Genomic DNA, 19,862 nt, shown 5'->3' on the forward strand with positions numbered 1-19,862 from the left:
ATGGACGAGCATATCAGTGTGGTTCAATTGATACCCGGTCTGATCGTAGGTGATTTGGGCGGAGGGCTGGAACTCTACAGTATCCGGCTGGCACAGGCGCTGGATCGGCGGCTATTTCGCGTACAGATGGTTTGTCTGTGGCGCTTTAATCGACCGGTTGAACAACAGTGGGAAACCGAGCTACGGCGTGATGGGATCGAGGTCCATTACGGCCCACCTTACAATCCCCACATGATACACGCCGTAGTGCAATCACTAACGGACCTCCACCCGTTAATGAACCGTCTTCGCCCCGACATCATTCATGCTCACGGTGAATACGCCGGCGTCATAGGGATGGGTCTACGATTAATAAATCGGTCTATCCCCTTGATTCGCACCTGTCATACCACCTGCGAATTTCCCAATCATCCACCATTGCGATTGGCCACCACAATACTTTATCCATTCCTTGCCACTGTACAGGTTGGTGTATCGAGCACGATTGTTGATAATTTACGTCACCAGCTTTTGGTACGCATCACCCGGCAACCGATTTGGGCAATCAATAATGGGATCGACGTTGAGCGGATCGTCCAGCAGCGACGAGGTACAAACATTCGCCAGGATTTGGGATTACATCCCAATACTCCCCTCTTTGGGTTAGTGGGACGGCTGACCGAACAGAAAGGTATCCCTGATGCCTTACAGGCTTTTGCGCTGGTGCGCGAACGGCTACCCCATGCCGTACTGATTATCGTTGGAGATGGCTACGGCGAAAAACCGCAACGCTATAGGGAACAAGCTACTGCCCTTGGTTTGTCTCAAGCAGTCTTCTGGCTGGGAGCGCGTTCCGATGCAATTGATATTATTGCCAGTCTCGATGTATTACTCTCAGCATCGCTATGGGAAGGGTTACCAACAGTCATCCTGGAAGCGATGGCTGTCGGTACCCCAGTTGTAGCAACTGACATTCCCGGCACGCGTGAACTTATCGTACACGAGCAAACCGGATTACTCGCACCACCGCAGAATCCACCGGCGCTGGCGCAAGCAATGATACGGTTAGTCAGCGATCATGGATTGGCGCAGCGATTAGTGGCATCTGCCCGCGAACGAGCAGCACAATTCTCGATAACCGCTGCCGCACGACAATATGAACGGCTGTATCACTCATTAATACCTCAAAAACGTCAATAACCCAAAAGTATTAGACCCCGATATTAACACGCACCTCGCCAATATCAAGCTGCTGGCCGGCTTCGATGTTCCACACTTTTGGTAATCCATCAGGATTACGCACTACATCATTGAGGCCAAACGGGTCACCGATGACAATCACGTACTCTTTAGGTGGCAAATCTGGTAACACAAAACGACCATCAGTGTCAGTTTCGGCGAAAGGACTAAAGGCAGCGTCATCGACAAAGATCGCAGTTTCACCGTTGCGAATCACTTCCGCGAAAGCCACCCGGACGCGATAGATTGGTTGTCCAGTAATACTGGAAAGTACCCGACCATAGACAACAGCCTGCCCACTTACCGGGGTTGGAATGATTAATTCATCAGTGGGCGTGGGTGTAGGTTGAGCTGTGGTGCAAGCGGTCAAGCTCAACAACAGGCACAAGACGATAATGGTACGCAAGGCTACCTCCACCTCATCATTGGCAACGAGCGAATAAATCTTGCTATCTCAGAAGAACGTAGCTTCTTACATTTTTACACTGCACAACTAGCGCGATCTCGTATCGCTAATGTTACTTACAATCAAGGCTCAGTGCAAGCCTATTACCCAAAGCGAGTAGCACAAATAACCTGTTGGTGGTATCGCTAATCCTGCGCAGCAACAGTATGATACGACCGAACGAGCATATCGGTTCAGGAGAGGAGATAGCTATGCGTCGTGTGTTCAATGCCCTTTTAGTAGTGATTGCGCTGCTCCTGGCAACTCATTCTGCACTTCCGGTGAGCGCACAACAGGGCAGTGCCTACAACACCAACTTTATCACATCCATTACGTACCAGAATGTCGGCACCACTACCGCAAACATTACGTTTACCTTTTACCCAACATCGAGCGGTACGCCAATTTCATTCAGCCGTACTCTTGCTGCTAATGCCGGCGCATCGCTCAATGTTGGCTCAACAAGCGAGCTGAGCGGCTTTTCCGGGCAGGGTTCGGCGGTCATTTCCTCGGATCAGCCAATTGTGGCGACGGTCGTGCAATTGCCACAGAATGCAAGTGTACGCAATCGTCCCCTGTCCAATGGCTTTGGTAGCAACGATGGTAGCAACAACGTTCTGATTGCAACGGTATTGAAGAATACGTTTAATCAGACCACCAAGTTCTCAATCCAAAATGCTGACACAACAAATGTTAACGTAACGTTGCGATTTTTTGCCATTGGTTCAGCCACGCCTACCCACACCGAGACCTTTTCATTGAGTGTTGGTACCGCTCGCTTCTTTGATGCCGGTACCATTAGCCAGCTCGGCACAAGCTTCAACGGATCGGCAACCATTCAAGCTACCGGTAAAGTTGTGGCTACGGCAATTGAAGCAACAACCGATACTTCTTACAAAGTGAGCGCGTTTGAAGGTGTTGCCCAGGGGAGCAATACGGTCTACATGCCAAGCGCCCTCTGCAATTTTGGTAGCACTCAGCAGCGCTCTGCCTATGCTGTGCAGAACACCAGCACCACAAGTTCGGCAACTGTCACTGTGACGTATAAAGATACAAGCAACAATACAGTTGCCACCCAGAATGCAACTATTCCGGCCAACGCCAAATTCAGCTTCCAGACGTGCAGTGCCGCCGGTATCCCGAATAACTTTAGCGGCTCAGCAACCATTACCAGCTCGGGCGCACCGATTGTTGCCATTGGTAAAGTCTTCTCAGGCAGCCCAACATACGCCGCACTGGCCACCGCATTCGTTGGTGCGTCTGCCGGTGCCAGCAAGCTGGCAGCACCATATGTGCGCTGGACACAGACCCGCTTCGATATTAACCCTGGTAACCGACAGCGCGCATTTATTGCCATTCAGAATGTCGGTTCGGGCGCGTCAGGTACCATTACGGTCAAATACTACGATTTGAATGGTAATCTGATTGGCACCCATACGATCAACTCTATCAACTCTGGTCAGAAGACGAACTCGACCCCCATCGCTGCCACACCTGCGGCAGGCAAGACGACAGCCGACCTTGCGGAGTTTGGCTACATCGGTGGCTTCGGTGGCAGTGCGACGATTGAATGTGCAGGAAGTGGCTGTCAGATTGTTGCCGTTGTTCGTATCGCGTCGGCGAACTCGGCAACGAACACGGCAGATATTGTCGCCGAAGACTATAACGCAATTCCGATCAATTAATTTGATAGGCTAGAGCAACGGTGAGAGCGCGGCACACAAATGTGTGCCGCGCTCTTTGTATATACCTTACTGTTGCTACAGAGCACTTTTGGGTATATCTGGCTTATACGCTTCTATCTTGTAATTTTTACAATGCCAGCGTGATGTATCGTAATATCGCAGGTCTATATGTGTGGCAAACACACTCGCGCTTGCTAACACCAGTTTCATGGTGATCAAAAAAGGTATTGAAACGAGACGCACGATAGTACCGCCATAGGAAGATGGCAGTATCCAGGGTAACTGGTACGCTGCCGAACGCCATTGGTATGCCAGTGTTCCCCAATAGCCTTCCAATGGCATGAGTGATGTGATCTGAAAACCGACAGCGGAAAGCAGATGGTCGAGACCAAACCGAGTGTAGCGATAAAAATCAAATGGTGCCTCATGCTCTTCGTAGTAGAGCGGCGCAGTGAGCCATAACTTTCCGCCGGGACGCAGCAGTCGGTGTAGTTCGCCCAATGCAATCTGTGGTTTTGGGAGATGCTCAAGCACCTGGGTGCAGATAATCGCATCAAAATACGCGGATGGAAACGGTAAATGAACCAGATCAGCAATTACGTCAAGTTCACCGTATGGCTTCGCCACTTTCGCAAAATCGACGGCTATGTAGTTGGTATGCTGAAACAGGTCTGCATATCGACAATCTCCTGCACCTGCATCGAGTACAAGACTACCTGCCGGTAGTTGTCGGGCAGCTTGTTGAAGAAAGCGTTCTAAGTAAACACGTGAAGAGTTCGTGGCTAACCAGCGTCGTGCTGTTGTATACAATGACATAACATAGCACCTTATGTAGAATTCTAAGCACCTATCCGCAGACTACTATTGGGAAGACGAAAGTAAGACCTTCGCCTCAGCATCGGGCAAGATTCCTGTGTAGGGTTTTGGGCTAAGCCCTGAGTTGCTCTGAGCAGATACCTCTATCATTTCCTGTGTTGTGATGCGATCTGATTAGTTTAAACTTCCTAAATGCCCTTCATTATGGGAGTCAGAGACATGCTCCATCTGCGCAAAGATTTCCCTTTACCCGCTTCGTGATCGATCATCGAAGGAGCTATATTCCGTCTTGCCCAGGCTTGTCATGGTACAGTACGATAGCTTTGGGTAGATGACACCAATTTCTCTACACTTGTGCTTATCTCGCATTCTCATGCGTCAGATCGGTGCGATCACGCATTTCGCACATCCCAATCCTTTTCCTCAAGCGTATCCCCCACCTCCGCCACCACCCGATCAAGTTCCGCCAGCCACACCGTTGCCCGTGCGTCACTCGGTGCCCGCCAGTCGCCACGCGGCGAGAGCGAGCCACCTGAGCCGACTTTGGGGCCGTTGGGCATGGCCGACCGCTTGAACTGGCTGATCTGGAAGAAACGGAACAGGAAGACCCGTAACCAGTGCAGGATGGTCGGCAAGTCGTAAGTGCGCCGTTCGCTTGCCGGTAGCCCTTCTGGCCAGGCACCAATGTCGGCATTGCCCCAGGCGTGCATGGCGAGAAAGGCAACTTTGCCCGGACGAAAGCCGTAGCGGGTGATGTAGTAGAGGTTGAAATCCTGAAGCGCGTATGGCCCGATAATCTCTTCGGTGCGTTGCGCCGGTTTGTCGTCGCTGCTCGAAGCCGGTACCAGCTCAGGCGAGATTTCAGTCGCCAGAATGTCCTCTAGCACCCGGTTGGCTTCGTCTCCCAGTTCGCCGCTACGGATGACATAGCGAATCAGATGCTGGATCAGGGTTTTAGGTACCGACGCATTGACGTTGTAATGCGCCATCTGATCACCCACCCCATAGGTACACCAACCAAGTGCTAATTCACTCAGATCACCGGTGCCGACGACAATCGCATTGTGGTAGTTGGCGAGACGAAAGAGATGCGAGGTGCGTTCGCCAGCCTGCACATTTTCAAACGTGACATCGTAGACGGCTGCCCCTGCACCTGCCGGATGGCCCAGATCGCGGAGCATTTGCAACGCCGAGGGGCGGATGTCAATTTCATGCGCACTCACGCCAAGGGTTGACATCAGCGCGTGCGCGTTGCGTCGAGTTTGACTGCTAGTCGCAAAGCCGGGCATTGTGTAGGCCAGAACGTTTTGACGCGGTAATCCCAGCCGATCCATCGTGCGGGCCGCGACGATCAGCGCCTGGGTGCTATCAAGACCGCCCGAAACACCAATCACCACTTTTTCCACCCCGACACTACGCATGCGCTGCATGAGACCGTGCATCTGGATGTTGTACGCTTCGTAGCAGCGTTCATCACGGGTCGCCGGATCATTGGGCACAAAGGGGAAGCGGGCAACGCTGCGCCGCAAGTCGGTCACAACCGGCAGGGTGATGGCGAGCGGGATACGGCGCATGTAACGCACGTGTGAGCGGTAGTCGCCAATACTGTCGCTAAAGCTAGTCTGGCGAGCACGCTCCTGGAGCAGGCGCTCCAGATCGACATCGGCAAAAATGATCTGTTCCTCGTCACAGAAGCGCTGCGACTCGGCCAACAGCTCGCCGTTTTCGCAGATCAGCGCATGTCCATCCCACGCCAGGTCGGTCGTACTCTCACCCGGCCCGGCAGCCGAGTAGAGGTAGGCGGCAAGGGTACGCGCCGATTGATTCATACACAACGCCCGCCGGTAATCGGCTTTGCCAATCGTGATGTTTGATGCCGACAGATTGCAGAGAACTGTCGCCCCGGCCAGCGCCGCAAAGGTACTGGGCGGGAGCGGCGTCCACAAATCCTCGCAAATTTCAACGTGCACAGCAAGACCGGGCAGCGTTGTAACGTCGTAAATGACATCGGTGCCAAAAGGTACGTTCCAACCAGCCAGTTGGATAGTGTCACCGATGGCATCACGGGCAGCGGCAAAATGGCGTTTTTCGTAAAATTCCCGGTAATTCGGTAAGTAACTCTTGGGTGTAACCCCAACGATCTGCCCGCGGTGGATGGCTACCGCGCAGTTGAAAAGCCGGCCTTCGTGCCGAAGGGGAGCGCCGACGAGCAGCAGGGCATTGATGTCGTTTGTCGCCGTAGCAATCGTGAGTAGCGCCTGCTCAACCGCATCGAGAAGAGTTGACTGCTGAAAGAGATCATCGTTGCTGTAGGCCGAGATGCCGAGTTCGGGGAATAGCACCAGAATTGCCCCTTCAGCCGCAGCACGTCGGGCCAGGACAATCGTTCGTTCAGCATTGAAGACCGGTTCGGCAATCCGTACTGCGGGAATGGCCACGGCTAATCGGACCAGATTGTGGCGATAGATTGAGAAGAATGGTTGCATATCATCATCCACGACTGTGTTGCGATTAATGAACAGGTTGGCGTGCTGTCAGGATAACCGTTACCCGAAAGCAACATCGGCCTGACAGAAAGGTGATTTCGCTTGAGACCAGCCTTTTTTCACCCGTTGTTCAGTACCACTGTTAGTATACTCTCTGGGCAAACGCTGTACAATAGAAGAAGCACAGGTTACCCGAAAACTGGTTATTCTGTCCACCGAAGGTGCCGTTGAGAAAGGAGTGAGCGATGACTGCGACCGTAGAGGACGTGTTGTCAACGCTGCCATTGCGTCTGCTGATAAATGGCGAACGGCGTGAAGCAAACAATGGGGCAACGTTTGCGGTGATCAATCCGGCGAATGGTGCGGTATTGGGTTATGTTCCTGACGCCGGCGTCGAAGAGACACGAGTTGCAATTGCGGCAGCCGTAGCCGCTCAACCGGGCTGGGCAGCCACGCCAGCCGGTGAGCGGGCCGCCTTGTTACGGCGGGTTGCGCAGATGATGCTTGACCGGCAGCAAGAACTCGCCACCATTATGACCCTCGAACAAGGCAAGCCGTTGGCCGAAGCACGCGGTGAAATCGCTTACGCTGCGAGTTTTCTGAGCTGGTTTGCCGGTGAAGCGGAACGCATTTACGGCATGACTATTCCCGCTTCAACCAACGCCAAACGGATTCTGGTGTTACGTCAACCGGTGGGTGTGGTGGCGATGATTACGCCCTGGAACTTTCCGAGTGCGATGATAACCCGCAAGCTAGGGCCAGCCCTGGCCGCCGGTTGTACGGTCATTTGTAAGCCTGCCGAGCAGACCCCGCTCTCGGCGTTGGCGCTAGGTCAACTCTTCAGCGAGGCAGGTGCCCCACCCGGTGTGATCAATATCCTGACCTGTCAGGACCCACGCCCCTTCGCTGATACAATCTTCGCCGATACTCGCGTGCGCAAGATTAGCTTCACCGGTAGCACTGAGGTCGGCAAAGAGCTGATGCGCCGCTCAGCCGACACTCTTAAACGAGTGTCGCTGGAATTGGGTGGGAATGCGCCATTTATTGTCTTCGCTGATGCCGACCTCGATGCTGCGGTTCGCGGTGCAGTGGCCTCGAAGTTCCGTAATGCCGGTCAAACTTGTGTGTGTGCAAATCGTATCTTTGTGCAGCGTCCTATCTATGCGACCTTTGCTGAGCGGTTTGCGGCTGAAGTCAACCGCCTGACCGTTGGTGATGGCTTACAACCGGGGGTCAACATTGGCCCGCTTATTGATGATCAAGCACGCCAGAAGGTTGAACGTCACGTTCACGATGCGATTGCTGCCGGTGCGCGGGTTCTGGTTGGTGGCGAACCTGCCCCGCTCGGCGGCAATTTCTGGTTGCCGACGGTGCTGCTTGATGCGCGCAGCGATATGCTGGTTGCCCGTGAAGAGACCTTCGGCCCGGTTGCCCCCCTCATTCCCTTCGACGACGAAGCAGAAGTGATTCGGATGGCAAATGACACACCCTATGGCCTGGCTGCTTACGCCTTCACCCGCGATGTTGGTCGGGTCTGGCGGCTGGCGGAGGGGCTGGAATACGGGATCATTGGTATCAACGATCCCATTCCCTCGACAGCCCAGGCGCCGTTTGGCGGTGTCAAGCAGAGTGGGATCGGACGCGAAGGTGGGCCAACCGGTATTGGCGAATATCTGGATATCAAGTATGTCTCGATTGGCATCTGACGTATTGGATGTGGTCGTCGTTGGCGCCGGTGCCGCCGGCCTGGCGGCGGCCCGCACCTTACACGACGCCGGTGCACGGGTAACCATTATTGAAGCCCGGCCACGAATCGGTGGCCGCGTCTGGACTGAACGGAGCTGCGGCCCCTACCCAATCGAGTTAGGGGCCGAGTTGATCCACGGTGAGCACACCAGTACGGTAGCGCTGGCACACATGGCCGGGCTTACTATCGATGAGGTTGACCGTTACAACGGGTTACGGTGGGGCGCACCTGCACGCTCAATCCAGGATTTGCCAACCACCGACCCGGATCGGCAGACAATCACTGCGGCACGGGATGTGTGGTATAAGCTGGCGACACAGTACCCTGATGACGCTGCTGATCGCTCCCTGACCGCCGAATTGATGCAGCGCGGAGTTGACCCGGCCAGGCTACCGATTGCCGATGTTATTCTGGCGCAGACCTGTTGCGCTGAACTGGAAACGCTCAGTTGTGTTGATCTGGCCCGCGAAATACGCGGAGATCGCGCCGGTCCTCGTGAATTCCGGTTGCGTGAACGCTACGATACGCTGCTGAATTGGCTGGCACGAGACCTCGACATTCGGTTAGGTTCGCCGGTACACGCGATCATCCATCAGGCTGATGAAGTTCAGATCAAAACGCCGACCAGCATCTTGCGGGCACGTCACTGCATCATCTCGGTACCGGTAGCAGTGCTGGCTGCCGGGATGATTCGGTTTGATCCGCCACTTTCCGCTTCCAAACAGGCGGCAATAACCGCATTTCGCACCCTACCGGCTACCAAGCACTTCTTCTGGTTCGATGAGCCGCTGTGGGATGCCGGGTTTGCCTACGCCGCACACGGCGGCCTGTTTGCGCGCTGGTGGACGCCGGCCCATCCCGATTTGAAGGCGCCCCTGATCTGCTGTTACGTAACGGCCAGTCGGGCTGAAATACTCGACCGCTTACCCGATGATACAGTGCGAACGCTGGGCCTCGCCGAGCTCAGTCGCATCCTGGGCCGTGACGATGTCGCCATGCGGTGTACCGGGTTTCGCCGCTATCGCTGGGCACACGATCCCTTTGCCAGAGGTGGCTATGCCCATCTGCTGCCGGGGACAGCGTGGGCACGACTGGCACTGGCTACGGCAGAAGGTTCGCTGCATTTTGCCGGTGAAGCCACCGCGTTCGACAGCAACCCGCAAACAGTCCACGGCGCAATTGATAGTGGCCGGCGAGCAGCGCAGGAGTGCTTGCGCTGAGAGAACACAGCAAGTTGTTTACAGTGAACCGGGCAAGTATGCCATCGCACAAGGAGCAACGCGGAAGGCTGAGCTGTACGCTCTCAATCGCCATGCGTTCAATTTGTGAGCATCTGTGCGCCGTACCAGACAGGTTGCGGTAGCGAAATATCATCATTCCAGACCAGCATGAACATTTCACACATTTGCGAACAACATCTCTTTAATGACCGCTCTGATGGAGCACTGGCTGAATTCTATGCACACTGTACCCTATGATGAGATGATTTCCATACCAGGGCTGAGCCTCCGCTACTGAAAAGGAGCATCTATGGACGCGCTTATTGAACGATTGCAGGCTGCCTTATACGCCGCTGGAATCCCGGCTACCGACACCGATTTCGCCGGTATTCTGGAGAAGGGCTTTCTCAGCCGGTTTGCCGATGTCGAACGCTTGCTCGATACCGTCGATCAGGAGCAGTTACCCGATATGCTCGACGCCACCAGTCTGCCGGTAAGTGGCGATCAGACAGACAGTGGCGACACTTCGCTGCCCGACGATGATCTGAACACCATTATGGGTGTAGCTGAAGAATTACGGAAGCGCACACTTTCATCAGTTGAAGTGGTTGAGTGGGCGCTAGGGGAAATTGCGGCGAAGGATAGCCGTTTAAACGCATTTCAGATTGTGATGGCCGAAAGTGCCTTAGCCGACGCACGGGCTGCCGACGCCGAAATCAGAGCTGGCACCATTCGTAGTCCACTGCACGGCGTACCAGTAGCGGTGAAAGACCTGTTCGATGTCGCCGGCTATCCGACCGCAGCCGGATCGCGCATCCGTGCCGGAGCCATGGCGAGCAGTGATTCGACGGTGGTTGCGCGTTTACGGGCAGCCGGGGCCATCATTATCGGCAAAACACGGATGTCAGAATTCGCCTACTCACCCGGCTCGAATAATGCCCATTACGGTCCAACTGCCAACCCTTACAACCCGGAGCGGGATAGCGGTGGCAGTAGCAGCGGTAGTGCGGTTGCTGTCAGCACGGTGATGGCCTATGCCGCTATCGGTACTGACACCGGCGGCTCGATTCGGATACCAGCGGCGCACTGCGGGATCGTCGGTCTCAAACCAACCCATGGCCGGGTAAGCCTGGCCGGTGGATTTCCTTTATCGTGGTCACTCGATCACGCCGGCCCGCTGGCCCGCTCAGTCGCCGACGTTGCCATCGTCCTCCAGGCTATCGCCGGGCCCGATCCACGCGATCCCCGTACCTTACGACCGGAATCCCCTTTTACGGTAAGCGGTCTGCTAGATGATATTGATCAGGTACGGATTGGACTTCTCACCGCCGATGGCAGTGATCAGGCACTGACCGATGAAGCTGGGCTGGCCGCAATGCAGCGCGTTGCCGATGCACTGGCTGAGCGAGGCGCGACTGTGATACCGATTGAAGTTCCCGAACTGGAAGCGCTGCGGTTACTCAACCCGGCACTGCTGGCAATGGAAGCAGCCGCCTTGCATCTGCCATGGCTACGCACCCGTCTCGACGAGTATGGCGAGTTTATGCGCCAGCGTATTCTGGCCGCCTTCATCTACTCACCGGTAGATGCTGTTCGCGTCCAACAGGCCCGGGCCAACCTGCGTCGGCGAGTGGCAGAACGTCTGGCCGGGATCGATGTCCTGATCACACCGGTCACGCCGGGGCCAGCGCCAGCACTAGGTATTCCGACACCAACGTCCTTTACCGGGCCATGGAACTTCCTGGGATGGCCTGCTCTCAGCCTGCCAACCGGACGGGATGAGAACGGGTTGCCTCGCGCTGCCCAACTGATTGCCCGACCCTGGAGTGAATCGCTGCTCTTGTGCGTCGCGCAAAACGCCGAGGAATTTATCGGGCACTTACCGCTGCCACTGTAACACGCGGTGCTATGCTACAATTGGTGCCGGCGTCGCACAGTGTTGAAGCGACGAGAGCAGCATTGAGGAGCGCTGCGATGTTTCGTACAGTGTTGGTTGCTAATCGTGGAGAGATTGCCCTGCGCGTAATGCGCGCTTGCCGGGAATTGGGGTTGCGGTGCGTCGCCGTCTATTCAGAAGCAGATCGCGACGCCCCGCACGTGACTTATGCCGATGATGCCTTCCTGATCGGCCCACCTTCACCGGCTGAAAGTTATCTCAATATTGACGCGATTATCCGAGCGGCCAAAGCTACCGGTGCTGAGGCGATTCATCCTGGTTATGGTTTTCTGGCTGAAAATGCCAGTTTTGTCCGTGCAGTCAGCGCAGCCGGTCTGATCTTCATTGGCCCTCCCGCCGAAGCTATGGAGCGCATGGGTGGCAAGACTGCTGCCCGGCGCGAAGCAACCGCTGCCGGCGTACCGGTTGTTCCTGGTGTGCTCGAACCGGTTACGGAAGCGGCAGAGGTGCGGCGATTAGGGAAAGAATTTGGCTACCCAATTGCGATCAAAGCGGTAGGCGGTGGTGGTGGTCGTGGTCTGCGCGTGGTGCGGTCACCGGAAGAGGTTGATGAAGCCTTCGCAGCAGCCCGACGTGAAGCTGAAGTCGCGTTCAAGAATGGTGAGCTGTACGTCGAAAAATACCTTGACGATCCGCGACATATTGAAATCCAGGTGCTGGCTGATCGTTATGGGAATGCGGTGGCTTTGGGAGAACGCGACTGTTCAGTACAGCGCCGCCATCAAAAACTGATCGAAGAGTGCCCCTCGCCGGCCCTGACGCCCGAACTGCGGGCAGAGATGGGAGCTGCTGCGGTACGGCTGGCAAAAGCCGTCGGGTATGTCAGCGCCGGCACGTTAGAGTTTCTCTTTCAAGATGGACGTTACTACTTCCTGGAGATGAACACGCGCATTCAGGTCGAACACACGGTCACCGAGATGGTGTACGGCATCGATCTGGTTGCCGCACAGATTCGGATTGCCCAGGGCGAGAAGCTCTGGTTCAAACAAGAGGATGTAGTGCCCCGCGGCCACGCTATCGAGTGTCGGATCAATGCAGAAGACCCGCTCCACAACTTTCGCCCGGCACTGGGCACCATCGGCGAATACCGCGAGCCGGTTGGCTTTGGGGTACGGGTAGATAGTGGCGTGCGCGCCTACTATACCGTGCCATCACATTACGACTCGTTGCTGGCTAAACTGATCACCTGGGGAAGTGACCGACAGGAAGCAATTGCCCGTATGCGACGGGCGCTGGCCGAGTACCGGATTGAGGGTATCACGACAATTATTCCATTCCATCAGGCAGCGCTTGAGCATCCTGTTTTTACGGCGGGTGTAGCGACCGTCAACTTTATTCCGCGCCATCCCGAACTCTTCTCCCGTGCGGCAGAACTAATGCCACCAACGGTGGCTTCAGCAACGGCTGAACCGGCACCGGAACCACGCCGATTTACTGTCGAAGTCAATGGCCGGCGTTTTGGGGTGGCCGTTTTTGGTGACGGTATGAATTCGGCACCGGTCGCATTGCCATCACGTTCAGCACCTGCTCGCCGTGCTGCCCCCAAGAAGACGACGCTGGCTGCGCCGGTTGATGCAGTGATCAGCCCGATTCAGGGTCGCGTCGTCGCAGTGCGGGTGGCCCATGGGCAGCAGGTGGAAGCGGGCCAGGTGCTCTTTATCGTGGAAGCGATGAAGATGGAGAATGAGATCACTGCGCCACATAGCGGCACTATTGCTGAAGTGCGCGTTGAGGTGGGAACGACGGTTGAAGCCGGGGCGATACTGGCAATGTATCAGAATACGGCGAACAACACGAATGGCAAATAGGAACCTGTCTTGAGATTCGATCACACTGGTGGGCGAAGGCAAATCCTTCGCCCATTTTGATGCCAATTTCAACAGACATATTCTGTCAAATCTGGCAGCATAGAGGTTATAATACACCAGCCAACGCTGATCCAGATGCTTTACCAGAACGATGCACCGTCAGCGCTGGTAGGGGCGAGGCATGCGTCGCCCCTACTGCCCGCGCTTGTGTATCCTCGTCACCAGGAGACGTACCGGCACGAGTACGCGCTGCAACCCGCACCTGCGCGTGAGCACGCTGTGCGGCAGTGCGGCTGTCGCACGCAACATTGTGCGCCACGGGCAACCTGGGTGGGAAACCGCCTCCTCGCCAGTAAGTGACCCCACGGCATGGGCAGCAGAGTGCCCACTCCGTAGCTGCCTTCAGGTTGCCGGTATGACGGTACCTGCGACAGCACGTTCACCGGCACCTGATCGAGACGAAGTAGACACTCTGCTTTGCCCACAAGTGAGAAGCTGGCGAGCAACCCGATCGTCTGAACAGGATCACAGCGCTTTGGATGCAACCAGCGCAGCAATGACGGTGCGGGCCAGATCAACCCGCATAAGCCAGTTGCGCAGATCGGCATCGAAACGCTCGATCCATGCCTCTGCGCTACCAAGAGCCGCTACTTCATCGGGAAAGCGATCAAGGGTCTCAAATTCTAACCCTTCCGTGGCCCGATACGCCATGGTCAACCCTGCCTGCTGAGCCAACAGCAACCACGTACAATCGGCGCCGATGCTATCATCCCGGCTGGTGGTCGCAATCAGGTGAGCTGCCCGTCGAGACAGACCTCTGGCTGCAGCCATGACATCCCACGCATACCCGGTTACGCGCCCAAACACCTCATTCACCAGCGACTCGGTCGCTACCTGCGCACGCGGATGACTGGCGAGCGCCCGTGGCGTGCGGCCAAGCACTGTCACATCAGCCGCCGGTAACCCCTCAAGCGTCGCCATCAGCTCATCAGGCCAATATTCAATCCAGTGCAACACCCGGTCGAGATCACAAAACAGAAACCAATCGGCATCAGCAAACGCCTGCAATGCCAGAGCAACCGCTCCTCTCCGCCAGCGCCCCAGGTGCAAATGACCAATCGGCTCATCAGGCGGTGCCACGCGCAAGGTAATGTCAGCTTGCGCGAGCCAGCTTTGGGTCTGTACGGCACTGGTTGGGGTCAAGAGAATGGCGATGTTATCAAAATACTGTTGAAGACGCGGAAAGGCACGTACCATCTGCGCATAAAGCCGACCATCGGGATCATGGTGGGTTGCGGCCAAAGCGACATTCATTATTCAATCCTTTCCCAGAAGCGAGTGCGCGAGTGGTTCTGTTCTCAGGCGTTACAAAACTACTGTGGTGCTGCCGGTGAGCACAACATAAATCCACGCCTGCATCATGCAAAGCATTCATTCAAATCATAGCAGTAAAGGCAGATGCAAGGCCCGGATTACAGGTAACGTATCACAACTACTCACCGACAGCAAACCACTAGCTCGTTTTACACCTTACCCTAACAGGCAATCTGTCCGCCGGCAAACACGAAAAGAAAGCGCCCCGCCAGTAGGCGGGGCGTTTAGTGGTCAAGGCTGTTAGATGATTTTGCCGAACAACGTACTGTAAGATGATGATCTCTACGACGTCACGCTCAACAACTAGCAAGGTTGATGCTACAATGTCTGATGAGATGAAGCTGCAACGCTAGCAACGACGGTGGGCAAACGATTGTTGATACCCCGTAACGCCGTACTAACAACCTGACCTGAAGAACGGTGGAGCAGAATGTCAAATATATTTACCGTTCAACCCTATATTATCTTACGGCAACCAGCACCGCAATAGTGTGATAGTCCCGTCGAAGAATAAAATCGGTACTATCTCTTATCAAGCCAAAAGTACTATTAGGAGTGTATAGAACCATGAGCTGTTAGCGATGGTCACACCCCGCACCTGTACGCGAGGCAGAGTAGACGATCATATCATACCATGCACAAGGTAGCATTGCTATAACCTAGATTGAACAGCTAGCAATGAGCAGAGCGATAATCTCAGATGCGCCTAGCCACGGCCACGTGCCGCCGCCACGAACCGACGCACCCGTGCCACATCCACCGGATTGGAAATCTCACCGTCCTGTTTGATACTGCTGCCAACAATAACCCCATCGGCTACCTCCATAAAGTCAGCAATATTCTGTTCGGTGGTACCACTGCCAAGCAGAATGGGGGTGTCGCCGGCCAACTCTCGTGCCTGCCTGACCTTTGCGATATCCGGTGCATCACCAGTCATACGGCCAGAAACGATGATCGCATCGGCGCCGAAGAAGCGCGTCCATTCGATATGAGTTGCCAGATCAATGCCCGGGAAACGTACCGAATGCTTCTTATCAACATCGGCAAAAATCTTGATCGACTCGGCGTGCAACTCTTTACGCCGACGCATCAGATCAGCAGCACATCCTTCGTCCCAGCTCCCGGCATCCCACACGCCAGCCCCGGTGAACATACACACGCGAATAAAGCTGGCCCCAGCCGCAATGGCAATCCCCAGCAAAGCCACACCACCGTTGTGAACAAGATTGATCCCAAGGGGTAATTCAGGAACCGCCTGCCGCACGGCGTGAGCAACCACGGACTGAGCGGCGATGCTCTCCGGTGGGACATGAGGGCCGGCCCGGAAGGGAATATCCCACATGTTCTCAACGATCAGTCCATCGCACCCACCTTCGGCAAGTGCTTCAGCATCTCGAATAGCGTGATCGATGATCGTTTGCATCCCATAGCCAGTGTATCCGGGAGCACCGGGGAGAGGCCAGCAGTGCACCATACCAATGATCGGCTTTGCAGTACGAAAAATCTCGCGCAAATCGTGCAAACGCAAGCGATCAAGATGTTCTTTCCACATTGGGGGCATCTCTAAACTCCTTACCGTACCTTACGGTACAGACGGCCACAAGCGATCAGCGATAGTGGCATTCAACCGACTCCGAATTTCGTCTACTGCAGGAATTGCCTCAACTGCACCATGGCGCGTCGCCGTTAGCGCACCGACCAGATTGGCAAGGGTTGCACTTTGCGACAGATCGAGATCGTGGATCAAGCCCCAGGCATATGCAGCGCTAAACGCATCACCGCATGCTGTCGTATCAACGACCGACACCGCAGGCGGCAAAACATCGAGTCGGCGCCCCTGATTGTTGGCGACACTACACCCCTGGGCACCACGTTTAATCGCCACATGCTGCACACCGGCGCTCAGTAAGCTGTCAAGTGCCTGGGCAATACTTTGTCCTGGCAACAAGGCCCGCAGTTCATCTTCATTCATCGTCAGGAGCCACAACTGTGGTAAGAGCCGCACTATCAAGCGGCGTGCAACACGGATCGCCGGCAAACAAAGATCAAGCACAATTGGGCAACGTTGCTCGATAGCCAGTTCCATTGCCTGAAGTGCGGCTGAACGCTGTGGATCATCAAGTAGTGTATGCGATCCTATCAGCAGCAAACGACTTGAACGGATGAGCGAAGGCGTAATCGTAGAGGCATCACAAAAGACATTCGCACCGCGAAAGCTCAGAAAACTACGCTGACCGCCAGGGGGCACCACAATGCCGCATAAACCGGTAGCAGCACCGGGATCAACCTGTACCGTACTTACCTGCACACCATGGGCACGTGCCGTCTGTAGCGCAAACGAGCCGGCTAGATCATTCCCAACCCGACCAATCAGATAGGGAATAGCACCTAATCGCCCAACCGCAACTGCCATATTGAGACCGGCACCACCCCCACCCCAATGCACCGCCATCGCCGGATTGTCGTCGCCTTCGCGGGGAAAGTGCGGCAACAAAAAGCCGAGATCGACATTGATGTCGCCCAGCGTCGTCACAATTCGCCGCGTTTCCGCTTCCATGGCTATCCTTTACAAAGTTGCAGTTAGCATAGCTTCCATGTACAATTCTACACCAGAGTTGGTTATCGTTATATATAACTTACAACCTGACCAACCTCTCCTTACATGAGATCAATGCGGAACCTTCACCATGGAAGAGATCCTTGTGGTTGATGATAGTGAGCACGTGGGCCGCATGCTGGCCAACACTGTGCTGCCAGAACTGGGCTACCGGGCGGCAATTGCCCTCACCGGCCAGGGTGGGCTGGCACGATTGCGCACACACCAGCCAGACTTGATTTTACTCGATCTTCAGTTGCCCGATATGAATGGGCTTGACTTTCTCCGTATCTTAACTCAGGAAGGGATCGACATTCCGGTCATTTTAATGACGGCTCACGGCTCTGAAATGATTGCGGTTGAAGCATTTCGCCTTGGTGCCCGCAATTATCTCATCAAGCCCTTTTCTGATGCTGAAGCCCGTGAAGTGATTGATCAGGCTCTGCGCGAACGACGCCTGAAGCGTGAACGTGATCGTCTGGTTGCTCTGCTCCAACAGCGGGTGCAAGAGTTAACTGTGCTGACCCGCGTTGGCAAATCGGTCACTGCGTTAATTGATCAACGTCAATTGCTGGATCGGATCGTGGAAGCGGCTGTCTATATCACGCAGGCCGATGAGGGAGTGCTCTTCCAATACAGTGATCAGGGGAACGAACTTATACCTCTGGCATTACGTAATGTTGCCGTCGAATCACCGCACCAGCTTCGTCTCCAGGTCACCAGTTCACTGGTAGGTCAGGTTATTCAGAGCGGAAAATCACTACGCCTGCACAGTGGTATGACCGGTGAACCGATCACTATCGCACCGGCATTTGTTGTCCATGCAACCCTCCAGACACCGTTGCAGGTTGGAGATCGGATTACCGGCGTCCTGGTTGTCAATCATCGCCGAAGCAATCGTAGCTTTAGTGAGAGCGACCAGTATCTGCTCGCAGCCCTGGCCGACTACGCAGCGATTGCGCTCGAAAACGCCCGCCTGTACCAGGCAGCCCAGCGGAATGAAGCACGTTATCGAACAATCTTTGCCAACGCCTCCGATATGATACTAATGCTGGATGCGAGCTGGCGTATCATCAGTGGCAACCAGAGCAGTGCACAGATACTCGGCGTTGAAGTCAGTGAACTCGTCGGACAATCATTACAGCGCTGGTGCCTGGCCCAGGAATGGCCAACGATTGCGCAAGCGCTCCAGCGAGTAGCAAGAGGTTTACCACAGCCACCGTTTACCGTTTCACTCCAACGTCAGTCAAAAGAGTCTGCGATTGTTGAGATGAATGCTCAACGCCTTAACGTTGACGACCAGGCAATGATTGTCTGTGTCGGACGAGACCTTACCGAACGGCGTCGTCTGGAACAGCAGCTCATTCAGTCGGATAAACTCTCGGCGCTTGGTCAGTTAGTTGCCGGTGTTGCGCACGAATTAAACAACCCGCTGGCAAGCATCTCTGGCTATGCGCAATTACTGATGCGCAATCGCACGCTGCCAGACGATGTTCGTGCCGACGTTGAACAAATTCGTCAACAGGCCGACCGCGCCAGTCGCATTGTGCGGAACCTGTTGATGTTTGCCCGTGAGCATAAACCGGAACGCCTGCTCGTCCAGATAAATGAGGTTGTGCAGAGTACGCTGTCGTTACAAGCGTATCAGTTGCGCGTAGACAATATCACCGTTAAGCTCGAACTCGATCCGGAGTTGCCGCAAACGCTGGCCGACCCCCATCAGTTGCAGCAAGTGCTGCTTAATCTCATCACGAACGCTCGCCAGGCAATGAGCGAAAAAGGATCGGGCACGCTAACCATTCGTACCCAGCGTTATGAATCGGGTGATGGTTTATCTATTGAAATTATCGTTAGTGACACAGGTATCGGTATTCCGGTCCAATATCTCGATAAGATTTTCAACCCGTTCTTCACCACGAAGCCGGTTGGCCAAGGTACCGGCCTTGGCCTCTCGATTTGCTATGGCATCATTCAAGAGCATAATGGCCAGATTTGGGTTGAAAGCCATGAAGGAACAGGCACAACTATCTTCATCCGTCTGCCGGTGATCAGCACATCGACTACCGAAACGGCACCACCAGAGCAACCTCTTGAGATAGAGAGTGGCCCGCGTCAACGGGTGTTAGTGGTCGATGACGAAGAAACTATTCGGCACATGCTGCAACGCCTGCTTGGCGAACTGGGTCATCAGACAATAACGGTCGGCACTGTCGATGAGGCAATGGTAGCGCTGGCAACCCAACCGTTCGATCTGGTGATTACCGATCTGCGGATGCCGCAAAAAAGTGGTTTTGATCTCAGCGAAGCCATTCGGCATACGTATCCACACTTAGCCGAGCGTATCATTTTTATCAGCGGTGACACACTTAGCACGCTGAAACCGGAACAGAAAGAGCAACTCCGTGGTAAATTGCTCTCCAAACCGTTCTCGATTCCACAACTGGCCGAACTGTTGCGCAATCTCCCTCACCGGCAAACAAATTAACGACTCTGAACATTACCAACCTGTG

At 55.0% G+C, this 19,862-nt stretch carries 13 protein-coding genes; 7 read left to right on the forward strand and 6 right to left on the reverse strand.

What is annotated here, in order from left to right; all coding sequences use genetic code 11:
- Entirely contained in the window at positions 1 to 1,179 is a 1,179-nt protein-coding gene (locus tag VAE57_RS09625; protein WP_322821669.1) for a glycosyltransferase family 4 protein, read from the forward strand.
- Between the two features lie 10 nt (positions 1,180 to 1,189).
- On the opposite strand, the gene VAE57_RS09630 is transcribed toward VAE57_RS09625, so the two are convergent.
- Positions 1,190 to 1,624 carry a carboxypeptidase-like regulatory domain-containing protein gene (locus VAE57_RS09630; RefSeq protein WP_012257255.1) on the reverse strand — a complete coding sequence of 145 codons (435 nt, stop codon included), beginning with the start codon at positions 1,622 to 1,624 and terminating at the stop codon, positions 1,190 to 1,192.
- Between the two features lie 251 nt (positions 1,625 to 1,875).
- Here VAE57_RS09630 and VAE57_RS09635 point away from each other — a divergent pair, with 251 nt between their 5' ends.
- The gene (locus VAE57_RS09635) at positions 1,876 to 3,348 is read left to right on the forward strand and encodes a hypothetical protein (RefSeq protein ID WP_322821670.1); all 1,473 of its coding nucleotides are present in this window, start codon (positions 1,876 to 1,878) and stop codon (positions 3,346 to 3,348) included.
- A gap of 75 nt (positions 3,349 to 3,423) precedes the next feature.
- On the opposite strand, the gene VAE57_RS09640 is transcribed toward VAE57_RS09635, so the two are convergent.
- Together VAE57_RS09640 and VAE57_RS09645 are read right to left on the reverse strand one after the other, a co-directional pair.
- Positions 3,424 to 4,164, reverse strand: a complete 741-nt coding sequence (locus VAE57_RS09640; RefSeq protein WP_322821671.1) for a class I SAM-dependent methyltransferase — start codon at positions 4,162 to 4,164, stop codon at positions 3,424 to 3,426.
- A 392-nt stretch (positions 4,165 to 4,556) separates the two neighbouring features.
- Entirely contained in the window at positions 4,557 to 6,650 is a 2,094-nt protein-coding gene (locus VAE57_RS09645; RefSeq protein ID WP_322821672.1) for an NAD(+) synthase, read from the reverse strand.
- Between the two features lie 245 nt (positions 6,651 to 6,895).
- Here VAE57_RS09645 and VAE57_RS09650 point away from each other — a divergent pair, with 245 nt between their 5' ends.
- From VAE57_RS09650 to accC, 4 genes are all read left to right on the forward strand, one after another.
- Positions 6,896 to 8,356 (forward strand): NAD-dependent succinate-semialdehyde dehydrogenase, encoded by a 1,461-nt coding sequence (locus tag VAE57_RS09650; RefSeq protein ID WP_322821673.1) that lies wholly within the window; start codon positions 6,896 to 6,898, stop codon positions 8,354 to 8,356.
- Positions 8,337 to 9,617 carry an NAD(P)/FAD-dependent oxidoreductase gene (locus VAE57_RS09655; RefSeq protein WP_322821674.1) on the forward strand — a complete coding sequence of 427 codons (1,281 nt, stop codon included), beginning with the start codon at positions 8,337 to 8,339 and terminating at the stop codon, positions 9,615 to 9,617. The genes VAE57_RS09650 and VAE57_RS09655 overlap by 20 nt, the downstream gene beginning before the upstream one ends.
- Before the next feature lie 310 nt (positions 9,618 to 9,927).
- Positions 9,928 to 11,514, forward strand: coding sequence for an amidase (locus tag VAE57_RS09660; protein WP_322821675.1), 1,587 nt, complete (start codon positions 9,928 to 9,930; stop codon positions 11,512 to 11,514).
- Positions 11,515 to 11,591: 77 nt separating this feature from the next.
- A complete protein-coding gene (gene accC / locus VAE57_RS09665; protein ID WP_322821676.1) occupies positions 11,592 to 13,382 on the forward strand; it encodes an acetyl-CoA carboxylase biotin carboxylase subunit in 1,791 nt (596 codons plus the stop codon).
- Between the two features lie 525 nt (positions 13,383 to 13,907).
- Here the strand turns inward: accC and VAE57_RS09670 are convergent.
- The 3 genes from VAE57_RS09670 to VAE57_RS09680 all read right to left on the reverse strand — a co-directional run bounded on the left by VAE57_RS09670 (position 13,908) and on the right by VAE57_RS09680 (position 17,313).
- Positions 13,908 to 14,696, reverse strand: a complete 789-nt coding sequence (locus tag VAE57_RS09670; protein WP_322821677.1) for a hypothetical protein — start codon at positions 14,694 to 14,696, stop codon at positions 13,908 to 13,910.
- 766 nt (positions 14,697 to 15,462) lie between these two features.
- A complete protein-coding gene (locus tag VAE57_RS09675; protein WP_322821678.1) occupies positions 15,463 to 16,317 on the reverse strand; it encodes a BtpA/SgcQ family protein in 855 nt (284 codons plus the stop codon).
- A gap of 21 nt (positions 16,318 to 16,338) precedes the next feature.
- Positions 16,339 to 17,313 (reverse strand): carbohydrate kinase family protein, encoded by a 975-nt coding sequence (locus VAE57_RS09680; RefSeq protein ID WP_322821679.1) that lies wholly within the window; start codon positions 17,311 to 17,313, stop codon positions 16,339 to 16,341.
- Between the two features lie 130 nt (positions 17,314 to 17,443).
- On the opposite strand from VAE57_RS09680, the gene VAE57_RS09685 reads away from it, so the two are divergent.
- On the forward strand, positions 17,444 to 19,837 hold the full coding sequence (locus VAE57_RS09685) for a response regulator (protein ID WP_322821680.1): 2,394 nt from the start codon (positions 17,444 to 17,446) through the stop codon (positions 19,835 to 19,837).
- Positions 19,838 to 19,862 lie beyond the last annotated feature (25 nt).

The organism is Chloroflexus sp. (assembly GCF_034434295.1).
GTDB lineage: Bacteria > Chloroflexota > Chloroflexia > Chloroflexales > Chloroflexaceae > Chloroflexus.